Genomic DNA, 12,340 nt, shown 5'->3' with positions numbered 1-12,340 from the left:
CGCCACCGCTGGCGCGGCACGAGGACGGGTCGAGCACCCGGACGGGAGCGATGCGATGGACGAGCACCCACTCGTGCAGCGGGCGGCGGGGATCGCGCTGCTCGCCGCCCTGGTCGGCACGACCAGCGGCTGCGCTCCCGGCACGTCGGCCGGGGCCGGCATCGACGCGGCCCTGCGGCAGGCGAGCCACGACGGCCTCCCTGCGCTGGTCGCGCTGCGCGGGGATCCGGTGACCGACTGCCGCTCCGCGTGCTTCGCCGGGCTGCGGCCCCTGCGTGCGGCGGCCGTGCCCCAGGGGCTGCGTCTTCCCCCGCGCCCGGTGGCGTGGCCACGGCTCCGCTGAGCCCTGCGGCTCGGGTCCGAGCCCGCAGCGCCGCCCGCTCGCTGCCGGCGGCGCCGCGATCCGGGTCGAGCCCATGACCGTGGACGCCGGCGCACACCTCGACGCGCTGCCGCGCACCTCGCCGTTCAGGAACGACCGACTCCGTTGTTTCTACAATCGCTGTAGGCGATCCTCGCGCCGCGGCCGCACGGACCCGCGACGCTTCAGGACCCCGGAGCGCGCGAGGAGACGGCATGGCGGCATCGGCGATCCCCTTCCGCCCGTGGGCGCGACGGATGCTCACCCCCACCGTCGAAGCCCTGCTCGCCCTGATCTGCCTGCTGGCGGTCGTCGGCCTCGGCCTGCTCGCGAAGACGGCGTTCGTGACGCGGCACGATCTCCGCGTCGACGTCCGCGCCGAGGCCCTCCGCTCGCCGCACGGCACTCAGCTCGCCCTGGCGCTCACCGACGCCGCATCCGAGGTGGTCGGGATCGGGGTGCTGCTCCTCGCCGTCGTCGTGCTCGTCCTCCGCCGCCGCCGCTGGGACGCGGCCCGGCTGGTGGCGGCCGCCGGCACCGCCTGGGTGCTCGGGATCGTCCTGAAGTCGCTGATCGGCCGGACCAGGCCGCCCGCGACGCTCGAGCTCCTGAAGCCCGACTCCGCCGCCAGCTTCCCGAGCGGCCATGACACGACGGCGTGCATCACGATCCTCGTCGCGCTCGTCGTGCTGCGGGGGCTGCCCCGAGCACGCCTCGTGGTCACCGCGCTCGCCGTCGTGTTCGCCGCGGCGGTGGGCGCGAGCCGCGTGTACCTCGGCGACCACTACCCCACCGACGTGCTGGGCAGCTGGCTCACCGTCGCGACCGCCGCGCTGCTCGTACGCGCCTTCACCGACCTCCGCCCCGTCCGACGCGCCGCCACGCGGCTGCTGCGCGACCCGGCCCCGGAGCCGATCGGCGCCCGATCCTGAGCCCGTACGACGACGACTCCGGCGAGGAGCGGGCCGGGAGCCGACGAGCGCCCCCCGTCGCGGCTGCGCGCACGACGCGACGCGAGCACATCCTCGACCTCCTGAGCCGGGTGCGCAGGTCCCTCCCATAGGGCTTCGCCCGGATGCGGGAGGGGACGCGGCTACGCTCGCCCGGGCAGGAGGGGACGACATGAGCGACGAGCAACGGATGCGTAGGCGGCACGGCTCGCTCGAGGCCTCGGTGCTCGGCTTCCTGCAGGAGTCCGAGGGGCCGCGCACCCCCGCCGAGGTGCGCACCTGGCTGAACGAGGAGGGCGACGGCGCCCTCGCCTACACGACGGTCGTGACCGTGCTGTCGCGACTCCAGGAGAAGGGACTGCTCGACCGGGTGAGGACAGGGCGCTCCTACGCCTACCTCGCCGTCACGGACGAGGCTCGGCTCACCGCCCGGCGCCTGCGCAGCCTGCTCGACCACGGCCCGGACCGCGAGTCGGTGCTGGCGCACTTCGTCGGCGATCTGCCGGCCGGCGACGCCGCCCTGCTCCGCCGCCTGGTCGAATCCGCCCCCGACGAGACGGGGCGGCGCTGATGCGCTTCGCCGTCTACCTCCCGATCGCGATGCCGCTCGTCGCCGCGGTCGCCGCCCGGCCGATCGCCGAGCACCTGCGTCCCCGGACCGCGGCGTGGATGGTCACCGCCGCCGCGCTCGTGCTCGCCGTCGCGAGCCTCGGCGCGCTCGGGCTCCTCGCCGCCGCCGGTCTCGCGCAGCTGCCCGCGCTCGCGGCGATGAAGGGCTACCCGATCCGGCTCGTGCAGCACGAGGACCCGGCGAGCCTCTCCCTCGGCGCGCTCGCGGCGGTCCTGCTCGCCGCCGCCGTGGGGAACGGTCTTCACGCCGGGGCGCGCCGGCTCGTGGCCCTCCTCGACGTCATGGATCGCGCCGCGGGGCTCGACGCCCCCGGTCAGGTCGTCGTGCTCGACGACGGGTCGTGCGACGCCTACGCGGTCCCGGGCCTGCCCGGACGGATCGTCGTCTCCCGCGCGATGCTCGAGGCCTTGCGCCCCGAGGAGCGGGTCGCGCTCATCGCGCACGAGCGCGCGCACCTCCAGCGCTGGCACGTCGCGTTCGTCGGCGTCACCCGCTGCGCCGCCGCCGCCAACCCCTTCCTGCGCCCCCTCCAGCGCACCGTCGAGTACGCCGTCGAGCGCTGGGCCGACGAGCTGGCCGCCGACGTGACCGGTGACCGCCGGCGCACGGCTGTCGCGATCGCGAAGGCCGCCCTGGCCCGGGACGGCCGCTCGAGTGCCGCCCCGATCGCGTCGCTCGGCATCGCCGGTGCGGCGTCTGCCGCGGGCCAGGGCGGTCCGGTGCCCCGCCGGGTCGCCGCACTCCTCGCTCCCCCGGTCCGCTCGCACCCGGCCGCGCTGCTCCTCGCGGTCGTCGGGCTGCTCGTCGCAGTGGGCTGCGCCGCAGAAGGTGCTCGCGACCTGCACGCGCTGTTCCTGATGGTGGGCCTGCTGCACTAGCACCGCACGCCGTGGACGCGGGACCCGCACCTCGGATCCTGCCCCCGACGGCGCTCGCGATCCTCGAGGGCTAGCTCGCCATGATCGAGATCATCTGCACCCCGGCGATGAAGACGCCACCGGCACCGCAGATGACGGTCAGCACCACGAGCGCGCGGACCTCGAACTTCCAGCGCCGCCCGATGGAGAGCAGCACGCCGACCCCGATCAGCACGATGGTCGACAGCACCGCGAACGCGAGCGGAACGGTCCCGAATCGCATGGCACCGCTCCCTCCGCCCGAGCCGGCTCTCGGCGGCCGTGGACCCAACCTAGGGCGGAAGAGGGACGCCACCTCCGGACTGCGTAGACCGGCGCCCGGCGGCGCGTCGCCTCACGTGTTGCCGGTGCGGTGCAGCTCGGCGGCGAGCGCGGTCCCCACGAGGCGGACGTGCCACGGCTCGACGGCGATGCCGGTGATGTGCTCCCGATCCGCGGGGTGGCCGAGCAGGAAGCCGTGCCGCCACGCGTTCGCCGCGAGCCGCTCCCCCTCGTCGGTGTCCGCCATGCAGGTGTCGAGCTCGCACCGCGCGTGCGGGTCGTCGATGGAGCGACTCACCCCCAGTGCTGGGGCGAATACTCGCCTTTCTCCCAGAGATTCCATATCGTCTGCTTCTCCGGCCGAAATCCTGGCCACAACATTCCTTGGGGGAGGAATTCATGTCTCTGTTCACATCTCTGCTCGCGGGAAAAGCGGTCTTCGCGATGTCCGCCGGGCTGATCGCCGTCGGCGGCACCAGTGCTGCCGCCTACGCGGGCGTGCTGCCGTCCGACCTGCAGAGCAGCGCCCACGTCCTGATCGGCGCGCCCGCGCCGACCGAGACCGCGCAGCCGGCCGACACGGCCGCCACTGACGCGCCCACCGCGAGCGCCGACCCGACCGAGTCGGCCTCGCCCGAGCCGACCGAGACCGTCGACCCGGCGCCGACCGAGTCCGCGTCGCCCGAGCCGACCGAGACCGCGGCCCCGCAGCCGAGCGACACCGCGTCGCCGGAGCCGACCGATTCGGCCGCCCCGGCGCCGACGGAGGCGACGCAGCCCGCGCCGCAGCAGTCCGACTCGACCGAGAGCGGCGACGACCAGGGCCAGCACAAGGACCACGGCAAGCACCTCGGCGAGCTGAAGCACGCCGACGACCAGCAGGGCGACTCGACCGACCAGCAGGGCGGCGACTCGAGCGACCAGCAGGGCGACTCGACCGACCAGCAGGGCGGCGACCAGGGCGACTCGACCGACGTCAGCGTGACGGTGTCGGGCCACGACGGCCAGCACGGCCACGACGGCTCGGACTCGACGGACTCGTCCGGCGACTCGTCCAACGGCAACGACTGAGCGCAGCCGCACCATCCCGGAGGAGGGTCGTCCGCATCGCGGGCGGCCCTCCTCCGTCGTCTCCGGGGCCCGACGTCGTCGCGGTGAGGTCTACGTCGTCGGCTCGGCGCGCCGGAACAGGTACACGCCCTGCACGACGCCCCGCGTCACGACGCCCTGACCGGTGTTGAACATCCGGTTCGTGGTGGTCGCGCCGGTCTCGACGAACACGTATCCGACGTGCTCGAGGTGCCAGCCCTCCCGCTCGACGAGCGCGAGCACGTGGGGGTCGCCGGCGCCCTCGATCCGGTTCTCCGACGAGCCCAGCAGCGACGGCTCCCCGGCGAGCCCGCCCGCCGGCATCATCGGCTGGAAGAAGCCGTCGCCACGGGCGAAGGCGGCGCGGGCGAGACCCTCGGCGCCTCGGCGGACCGCGCCTGCCGATCGCGCTCGTCCTGCTGGGGATCGGGCTCGAGCCACGTCACGGGCGGAGCCGAGCGAGGGCTCCCGAGGTCGCCCGCAGGACGAGCGCCCGAGCCGCGGTCAGCGCGGCTCGGGCACGACCCCGTTCGCGCGGGCAGCGCGGCGGAACACCTCGGCCTCGGCGGTGCTCCCCCGCCGTTCGAGCAGCTCGAGCAGCCGGGCGAGGGCGGCGCCGCTGTGGGTCCATCCCCGGCGGAGCAGCGGCTCGGCGGCGTCGTCGTCGCCGGTCTCGAAGCGCAGGATGCCGAGCGTCGCGGAGGCGTGCTCGCCGACCTCGTCGTCGCGCTGCGCGAGCGGCTCGAGCAGCAGCACCGCCTCGAGGATCTCGCCGCGGTTCGCATGCACGACCGCGAGCGCGAAGGTGCTCTCCGGATCACCGTGCGCGGCGAGCTCGGTGTAGATCGCCTCTGCGGCGGCGACGTCGCCGTCGTGCTCGAGGATCTGGGCCAGCTCGTACCGGCAGTCGTCGCTGCCCGCCGCGGCGCCGGCCGCGAAGGCCCGCCGCGCGGCCTCGAGGTCGCCCTGCTCGAGCAGGCTGAGCCCGAGGTTCAGGTTCAACGGCGCCGCGCCCGCGTCGACGAGCGCCCGGAAGAGCGGCACGGCCTCGTCGTGCCGGCCCGCGTCGGCGAGCAGGTTCGCGTGCGCGAGCACCTCGTCGAAGCGGTCGTCGTCGATCTGCACGGGACTCCTCTCGCTGCCGGACGGGTGGGACCTCCAGCAGACCACGGATCGTGGTGCTGGGGCGACGATGGCCGGATGACGGACGACACGGTCGAGGTGAGCGCCCTCGCGATCAACGTGACGGTGCCCGAGGCGCTGCGGTGGCGGGACGTCCGCCGCGGCGAGGAGTTCGAGCTCACGACGCTGAACGTGCGCATGCTGCCCGACGGGCACCTCGCGGTGAAGGCGTACGGGCGCCCGACGGCGGGCGGCCGCGGGGCCTACGTCGCCTTCCGGGTGCCCGACCGGCCGGAGCTCGTCGCCCTCGTCGGCGCGGCCGCCGATCAGGCGGCGACGCGCTGGCGCGAGCACCGAGGGCTCCGGTGACCAGGCCCGCTCAGCCGAGCAGGTGGCCGAGGCGGCGCCGCTTCGTCTCGAGGTAGTCGTCGCTCGGGCCACCGCTCTCGAGCACGAGCGGCAGTCGCTCCGCGATCCGGATCCCCGCCGCCTCGAGCTGCGCGAGCTTGTCCGGGTTGTTCGTGAGCAGCCGGACGCGCTCGATCCCCAGGTCGCGCAGCACCGCGGCCGCGGCGCCGTAGTCGCGGGCGTCGACCGGCAGGCCGAGCGCGGTGTTCGCGTCGACGGTGTCGAGCCCGTCCTGCTGCAGCCGGTAGGCGCGGAGCTTGTTCAGCAGGCCGATGCCGCGGCCCTCGTGTCCCCGCAGGTACACGACCGCGCCGCCCTGCGCGACGACGGTGCGGATCGCGGCATCGAGCTGAGGGCCGCACTCGCACTTCGCCGAGGCGAGGACCTCGCCGGTGAGGCACTCCGAGTGCACCCGGACGACCGGCACCGGGCCGATCGGGTCGACGACGAGCGCGAGGTGCTCGGCACGCGTGACGAGGTCGCGGTAGCCGCGCACCCGCAGCGGGCCATGGGCGGTCGGGATGGTGGTCTCGACGGCGAAGCGCACGCGCCCGTCGATCGCGTGAGCCGGCAGCACGGCGCTCATGCCGCGCCGTCGGGGCGCTCGAGGGCCGACGCCACCGTGGCGAGCAGCTCCTCGCCGGAGCGGGCGAACCGCGCGACGCCGTCCCGCTCGAGCTCGGCGGTGATCTCGTCGAGCGACACCCCCGCCTCCGCGAGGCGCTCGAGCACGTCCCGCGCCTGCGCCGCCCGCCCGGTCACCGTGTCGCCTGTGATCCGGCCGTGGTCGACGAGCGCCTCGAGGGTCGCCGCGGGCATCGTGCTGATCGCTCCGGGCAGCACGAGCTCCTCGAGGTAGCGGGTGTCGCGCATCGCCTCGTCCTTGACGCCGGTCGAGGCCCAGAGCAGCCGCTGCGGCGTGGCGCCGGCGGCGAGCAGCCGCTGCGCCCGCGGCGACGCGAACGTCTCGGCGTGGATCGCCGCGGCGATCCGGCAGCCGGCGACGGCGACGCGCCCGCGCAGGGCGAGCGCCGCCGACGAGCCGAGGGCCTGGAGCCGCGCGTCGACGGCGCTGTCGACGCGCGACACGAAGAAGGACGCGACCGAGCGGATGGCCCCGAGGTCGCGCCCCTGCTCGAGCGCCTGCTCGAGACCTGCGAGGAAGCCGTCGAGCACCTCGCGGTACCGCTGCAGCGAGAACACGAGCGTGACGTTCACGGGGATCCCCTCGGCAAGCGCGCCGGTGATCGCGGGCAGCCCGGCACGGGTCGCCGGGATCTTGACGAACACGTTCGACCGGGCGACGGCCGCCGCGAGCCGCCGGGCCTCGTCGAGGGTCGCGGCGCTGTCGTGAGCGGCCGACGCGCCCACCTCGATCGACACCCAGCCGTCCCGGCCGCCGGTGGCCGCATGCAGCGGAGCGAGCACGTCGGCGGCCGCTGCGACGTCATCGGTGGTGACGGCGAACGCCGCCTCCTCGGGGCTCGCGCCGCTGCGGGCCAGCTCCGCCAGCTGCTCGTCGTAGGCGTCGGTCCCGCTGACCGCGGCGGCGAAGATCGTCGGGTTCGTGGTGATGCCGGAGACGAGCCGCTCCTCGACGAGGCGGGGCAGGTCGCCGCTGCGGATGCGGTCGCGGCTCAGGTCGTCGAGCCAGATGCTCATCCCCGCCTCCACGAACGCGCGGATCGCCGGGGGCACCGCGCCCCTCGGCCGGGCGGGTCCTCCGCCGAGGTCGAGCCGCACGTCCGCGCCGGTCATCCGCTGCTCCTTCGCCGTTGCAGGTGGCCCGACGGTAGGTCGGTGCGCTTCTAAAGTCAAGAGTACTAGCAATAGAAGTGCGCACCGGACGTCCGGACGGCCGTGCCCGTGTGCGCACGCGAGCCGCACCTGGCATACCCTCGCCGGGTGCCTCTGCACGCCGCGAGCCCGCGACGACGAACGAACCGCACGCCCGGGTCGAACCGCCCGGTGGGAAGGAACGGAAGCCGATGACCCTCCCGGTCGAGTCCGACGGGACGGCCGCCCCCGGCGCCGCCGACGCCCCCGCCGAGTCGGGCGGGCACGGGCACAACGGTGCCGTCGCCGTCGCGCTCGCCGCCCTCGGCGTCGTCTTCGGCGACATCGGCACGAGCCCGCTCTACGCGCTGCAGACCGTCTTCACGATCGACAACGGCGCCGTCAAGGCGACCCAGGGGGACGTGTACGGCGTCATCTCGCTCATGTTCTGGAGCGTCACGATCATCGTGTCGATCAAGTACCTCGCGGTGCTCATGCGCGCGGACAACAACGGCGAGGGCGGCGTCATGGCCCTCGCGGCTCTCGCCCAGCGCCTCTACACCGGCGCCGGCAAGCGGGCCGGTGTCCTCATCGTGGTCGGCGTGATCGGCGTCGCGCTCTTCTACGGCGACTCGATCATCACGCCCGCGATCTCGGTGCTCTCCGCGGTCGAGGGCATCGAGGTCTCCGCGCCCGCGGTCTCGCACCTCGTGGTGCCGATCGCCGCGGTCATCCTGACCGGGCTGTTCGCGATCCAGCGCTTCGGCACCGGCCGGGTCGGCAACCTCTTCGGGCCCGTCATGGTGCTCTGGTTCGCCGTGCTCGCGGCGGCCGGGCTCGTGATGGTCGTGCAGCACCCCGCGGTGCTGCAGGGGCTGCTGCCCACGTACGCGATCGCCTTCATCTTCGCCCACCCGTACATCGCGTTCGTGGCGATGGGTGCCGTCGTGCTCACCATCACGGGCGCCGAGGCGCTCTACGCCGACATGGGCCACTTCGGCCGCTCGCCGATCCGGCGCGCCTGGTTCTACCTCGTCTTCCCGGCGCTCACGCTGAACTACCTCGGGCAGGCGTCGCTGATCCTGAGCTCCCCGAAGGCCGTCGCGAACCCGTTCTTCCTGCTGTTCCCCGACTGGGCGCGCATCCCCGTCGTCGTGCTCGCCACCGCGGCGACGATCATCGCGAGCCAGGCGGTCATCTCGGGCGCGTTCTCCCTCTCGCGGCAGGCGGTGCAGCTCGGCCTGCTGCCACCGCTCACCATCAAGCAGACCTCGCAGCGCGAGAGCGGCCAGATCTACCTGCCGGTCGTGAACGCCCTGCTCTTCCTCGGCGTGCTCGCCGTCGCGCTCACGTTCCAGTCGTCGAGCCGTCTCGCCACCGCCTACGGCGTCTCGGTGACGGGCGCCCTCGTCGTCGACACCGCCCTGCTGCTCATGGTCGCGCCGAAGCTGTGGCACTGGAAGCCGTGGAAGATCGCGCTCGCCGCGCTGGCGTTCGGCGGCCTCGAGCTCACGTTCCTCGCCGGCAACCTCTCGAAGATCCTCCACGGCGGGTGGGTGCCGCTGCTCATCGCGGTGCTGATCCTCATCGTGATGACCACCTGGCGGCGCGGCCGCCAGCTCGTGTCGGACGACCGGCGCGACAAGGAGGGGTCGCTCGAGCAGTTCGTCGAGGCGGTGCGCGCGAAGCGCCTGCCCCGGGTGCCGGGCGTCGCCGTGTTCCCGCACCCGAACCGCGACACCACCCCGCTGGCGCTCCGCGCGAACGTGGAGCACAACCACGTGCTCCACGAGCACGTGATCATCATCTCCGTCATCGTGCTGCGGGTGCCGTTCGCGCCGCCCGAGAAGGCGTTCACCTACGACGACCTCGGCTACTCCGACGACGGCATCGACCACCTCACGATCCGGTTCGGCTTCTCGGAGGCGCCGGACGTGCCGCGCGCCCTGCAGGCCGCGAGCGCGGCGGGCGCGATCAACCTGACCCCCGAGCAGCTCGAGCAGGTGTCGTACTTCATCTCCCGCGGCGCGATCCGCACGATCCCGCACCACGGCATGGTCGCGTGGCGCAAGGCGCTCTTCGTCGGCCTCGCGCACAACGCGGCCGACCCGGCCGGCCGGTTCCGCCTCCCCTCCACCCGCACCGTGACGATGGGCAGCGACGTCGAGATCTGACCGGCCTCAGAGGTCGCGGGCGAGCGCGCGGCCGACGACGCGGCCGGTGAAGAGGCAGCCACCGAGGAAGGTGCCCTCGAGCGCGTTGTAGCCGTGGGCGCCGCCTCCGCCGAACCCGGCCGCCTCGCCGGCGGCGAAGAGGCCGGGGACCGGCCGTCCGTCGGCGTCGAGCGCCCGGCCGTCGAGGTCGGTCTGGATGCCGCCGAGGGTCTTCCGCGTGATCACCCGCAGCCGGACCGCGACGAGCGGGCCGGCTGCCGGGTCGAGGACCCGGTGCGGCTTCGCGACGCGGAGCAGGCGGTCCGACAGCGCCCGGCGGCCGTTGCGGATGCTCATCACCTGCAGGTCCTTCGTGTAGGGGTTCGCGAGCTCGGCGTCGCGCTCGCGCATCTGCCGCTCGATGGCGGCCGCGTCGAGCAGCGGTTCGCCGACGAGGGCGTTCATCCCCGCGACGAGCTCGTGGAGCGTCCACGCGACGACGAAGTCGCTGCCGCGGCGCAGGAACGTCTCGAGGGCGGGCGGCGCGCCCCGGCCGAGCCGGGTGCGGAGCACCTCGCGCCGGCTGCCCCCGGTGAGGTCGGGGTTCTGCTCCGAGCCCGAGAGCGCGAACTCCTTCTCGAGGACCCGCTGCGTCGTGACGAACCAGGAGTGGTCGTAGGGCTGCAGCTCAGGTGTCGTGCGCAGGACCCGGAGCGTGCCGAGCGTGTCGTGCCCGGGTGTCGCGGGGAACGGCAGGCGCCGGCCGAGCGCGTCGAACCAGAGGCTCGAGGGCCCGGGAAGGATGCGGATGCCGTGCCCCGGCCAGACCGGCGAGTGGTTCTCGATGCCCTCGGTGTAGTGCCACATGCGGTCGCGGTTCACGAGCCGCACACCGGCGCGCTCGGCGATGTCGAGCATCCGTCCGTCGACCGATGCGGGCACGCCGGTGAGCATCCGGGCAGGGGGCGTGCCGAGGCGGGTGGGCCAGAGCCGGCGCACCTGGTCGTGGTCGGCGCCGATGCCGCCGGTGGCGATCACGACGGCGCGCGCGGTCAGCGCGAACTCGTCGAGCACCGTCCGGTTGGTCGGGGCGCCGCGGGGCGCGTCGTCCGGAGCGAGCACGGTCCCGTGGACGCCTGTCACCGCGCCGCCCTCGCGGACGAGGCCGTCGACGCGGTGCCGGAAGCGGAGCGCGAGCCGCCCGTCGCTCGCGGCGGCGCGGATGCGGTCGGCGAAGGGCTCGGAGACGCCGGTGCCGGTGCCCCACGGCACGTGGAAGCGGGGCACGGAGTTGCCGTGGCCCCCGGCGCTGCCGCTCCCCCGTTCGGCCCAGCCGACGATCGGCGTGAAGCGCACACCGCGCGCCTCGAGCCAGGGGCGGGCGTCGCCCGCGGCGAACTCGACGAACGCGCGACCCCACCGCTGCGCGTGCAGGTCCTCGGGGTGCTCGCCCTCGAGCCGGTCCCAGGCCGCGCTGCCGCGCCAGTCCTGCCAGGCGAGGTCGAACGAGTCCCGGATGCCGAAGCGGCGCTGCTGCGGGGTGTCGACGAGGAAGATCCCGCCGAACGACCACCAGGCCTGGCCGCCGAGGTTCGCGGCGCTCTCCTGCTCGACGATCGTCACGCGGCGGCCGGCCCGCAGCAGCTCGTCGGCGGCGACGAGGCCGGCGAGCCCGCCGCCGACCACGAGGACGTCGGCGTCCATCAGGCGGCGAGCCCGGGCAGCTCGGGCGCGAGACGCTCGATGGCGTCGAGCACGTCGCCGCCCGCGACACCCGGACCGGCGAGCTGGATCGCGACCTCGTCGGCCGCGTCGAAGTCCTTCAGTCGCGCGCGGATCGCCTCGGCGACGACGGGCGCCTCGCCGAGCAGCAGCTCGAGCCGCTCGGCCGCGTCGGCGAAGGCGGCCGTGTCCGGACCGCCGGCCTCGACGCCGAGGTACCGCCGGGCGTAGTCCTGCACGAACGGCGCGGCGAGACGCCGGGTCTCCGCCGCCGAGCCGGCGACGAAGCCCGCGGCGAAGTGCGCGACGCGGCCGTCGGGCACGACGGCGCGGTACGCGCGCGCCAGCTCGACGCGTGCGGGCAGCGGCATCGGCCGCGGCAGCAGCAGACCGGTGCCGTAGCGCTCCGCCAGCTCGAGCGCGTGCCGCCCTGCGGCGGTCCAGACCCGCTCGATCAGCGGTCCGGCCGGCGGCGGATCGAGCTCGAGCGCCCGGCCGTCCAGCTCCGGCACGACCCCGGGGGCCACCTTGGCGAGCAGCGCGTAGAGGTCGGCCGTCCGCTCAGCCGGCTCGTGCTCGCCGACCCCGAGCACGTCGAGGATCGGCCCCGCCTCGGAGCCGCTGCCGATGCCGAGGTCGACGCGGCCGCCGGAGAGCGCATCGAGCTGCAGCACGGACTCGACCGCGAGCACCGGGTCGTGCACCGCCGCGGGCAGCACGCCCGTGGCCAGGCGGATCCGCGCGGTTCGAGCGGCGAGGAACGCGAGCGCCTGGAGCGAGTCGGGCACGCGACCGCGGGCCGAGAGGTGCTGCTCGGTCAGCCAGAACCGCGCGTACCCGGCGGAGTCGGCGAGCGCCGCCTGGTCCGCGATGTCGCGGTAGAGCCCGCCGACCGGACCGGTGAGCGCGGCGTCGGCGTAGCAGAACAGCGAGACGGTGGCCACGATGGC

The 12,340-nt window shown here is 74.6% G+C and carries 15 protein-coding genes; 7 read left to right on the top strand and 8 right to left on the bottom strand.

The features are described 5' to 3' along the window. Nucleotides 1-55 precede the first annotated feature (55 nt). The 4 genes from QDR37_RS09470 (at nt 56) to QDR37_RS09455 (ending at nt 2,820) form a co-directional block, all read left to right on the top strand. Nucleotides 56-343, top strand: coding sequence for a hypothetical protein (locus tag QDR37_RS09470; protein ID WP_279713395.1), 288 nt, complete (start codon nt 56-58; stop codon nt 341-343). A gap of 233 nt (nt 344-576) precedes the next feature. Continuing rightward, nucleotides 577-1,293, top strand: coding sequence for a phosphatase PAP2 family protein (locus tag QDR37_RS09465; protein ID WP_279713394.1), 717 nt, complete (start codon nt 577-579; stop codon nt 1,291-1,293). A 190-nt stretch (nt 1,294-1,483) separates the two neighbouring features. Beyond that, on the top strand, nt 1,484-1,882 hold the full coding sequence (locus tag QDR37_RS09460; RefSeq protein WP_279713393.1) for a BlaI/MecI/CopY family transcriptional regulator: 399 nt from the start codon (nt 1,484-1,486) through the stop codon (nt 1,880-1,882). Beyond that, nucleotides 1,882-2,820, top strand: a complete 939-nt coding sequence (locus QDR37_RS09455) for a M56 family metallopeptidase (RefSeq protein WP_279713392.1) — start codon at nt 1,882-1,884, stop codon at nt 2,818-2,820. Before QDR37_RS09460 ends, QDR37_RS09455 begins: the two co-directional genes overlap by 1 nt. Before the next feature lie 70 nt (nt 2,821-2,890). On the opposite strand, the gene QDR37_RS09450 is transcribed toward QDR37_RS09455, so the two are convergent. Both QDR37_RS09450 and QDR37_RS09445 read right to left on the bottom strand, forming a co-directional pair. After that, nucleotides 2,891-3,082, bottom strand: a complete 192-nt coding sequence (locus QDR37_RS09450; RefSeq protein ID WP_279713391.1) for a hypothetical protein — start codon at nt 3,080-3,082, stop codon at nt 2,891-2,893. A 111-nt stretch (nt 3,083-3,193) separates the two neighbouring features. Further along, entirely contained in the window at nt 3,194-3,418 is a 225-nt protein-coding gene (locus tag QDR37_RS09445) for a D-alanyl-D-alanine carboxypeptidase family protein (RefSeq protein ID WP_279713390.1), read from the bottom strand. 101 nt (nt 3,419-3,519) lie between these two features. Here QDR37_RS09445 and QDR37_RS09440 point away from each other — a divergent pair, with 101 nt between their 5' ends. Continuing rightward, nucleotides 3,520-4,191, top strand: a complete 672-nt coding sequence (locus QDR37_RS09440; RefSeq protein ID WP_279713389.1) for a hypothetical protein — start codon at nt 3,520-3,522, stop codon at nt 4,189-4,191. Between the two features lie 90 nt (nt 4,192-4,281). Here QDR37_RS09440 and QDR37_RS09435 read toward each other — a convergent pair whose 3' ends face one another. Together QDR37_RS09435 and QDR37_RS09430 are read right to left on the bottom strand one after the other, a co-directional pair. Further along, nucleotides 4,282-4,536 carry a hypothetical protein gene (locus QDR37_RS09435; protein ID WP_279713388.1) on the bottom strand — a complete coding sequence of 85 codons (255 nt, stop codon included), beginning with the start codon at nt 4,534-4,536 and terminating at the stop codon, nt 4,282-4,284. A gap of 177 nt (nt 4,537-4,713) precedes the next feature. Beyond that, nucleotides 4,714-5,334, bottom strand: a complete 621-nt coding sequence (locus tag QDR37_RS09430; protein WP_279713387.1) for a tetratricopeptide repeat protein — start codon at nt 5,332-5,334, stop codon at nt 4,714-4,716. A gap of 75 nt (nt 5,335-5,409) precedes the next feature. Between QDR37_RS09430 and QDR37_RS09425 the strand changes: the two genes are divergently transcribed. Next, nucleotides 5,410-5,700, top strand: coding sequence for a hypothetical protein (locus QDR37_RS09425; protein WP_279713386.1), 291 nt, complete (start codon nt 5,410-5,412; stop codon nt 5,698-5,700). Nucleotides 5,701-5,710: 10 nt separating this feature from the next. Here QDR37_RS09425 and ribA read toward each other — a convergent pair whose 3' ends face one another. Beyond that, complete coding sequence (ribA, locus tag QDR37_RS09420) at nt 5,711-6,325, bottom strand: GTP cyclohydrolase II (protein ID WP_279713385.1); 615 nt, start codon at nt 6,323-6,325, stop codon at nt 5,711-5,713. Continuing rightward, complete coding sequence (gene tal, locus QDR37_RS09415; protein WP_279713384.1) at nt 6,322-7,497, bottom strand: transaldolase; 1,176 nt, start codon at nt 7,495-7,497, stop codon at nt 6,322-6,324. Before tal ends, ribA begins: the two co-directional genes overlap by 4 nt. Before the next feature lie 230 nt (nt 7,498-7,727). Between tal and QDR37_RS09410 the strand changes: the two genes are divergently transcribed. Beyond that, a complete protein-coding gene (locus QDR37_RS09410) occupies nt 7,728-9,689 on the top strand; it encodes a potassium transporter Kup (protein WP_279713383.1) in 1,962 nt (653 codons plus the stop codon). 6 nt (nt 9,690-9,695) lie between these two features. Here the strand turns inward: QDR37_RS09410 and QDR37_RS09405 are convergent, their stop codons facing one another. Both QDR37_RS09405 and QDR37_RS09400 read right to left on the bottom strand, forming a co-directional pair. Then, the gene (locus QDR37_RS09405; RefSeq protein ID WP_279713382.1) at nt 9,696-11,372 is read right to left on the bottom strand and encodes an FAD-binding dehydrogenase; all 1,677 of its coding nucleotides are present in this window, start codon (nt 11,370-11,372) and stop codon (nt 9,696-9,698) included. Further along, the gene (locus tag QDR37_RS09400) at nt 11,372-12,334 is read right to left on the bottom strand and encodes an LLM class flavin-dependent oxidoreductase (protein ID WP_279713381.1); all 963 of its coding nucleotides are present in this window, start codon (nt 12,332-12,334) and stop codon (nt 11,372-11,374) included. The genes QDR37_RS09405 and QDR37_RS09400 overlap by 1 nt, the downstream gene beginning before the upstream one ends. Nucleotides 12,335-12,340 lie beyond the last annotated feature (6 nt).

This window comes from Amnibacterium sp. CER49 (assembly GCF_029846255.1).
Lineage (GTDB): Bacteria > Actinomycetota > Actinomycetes > Actinomycetales > Microbacteriaceae > Amnibacterium.
Note: the sequence above shows the minus strand (reverse complement) of the source record. Positions and strands in the feature narration are given on the sequence as shown.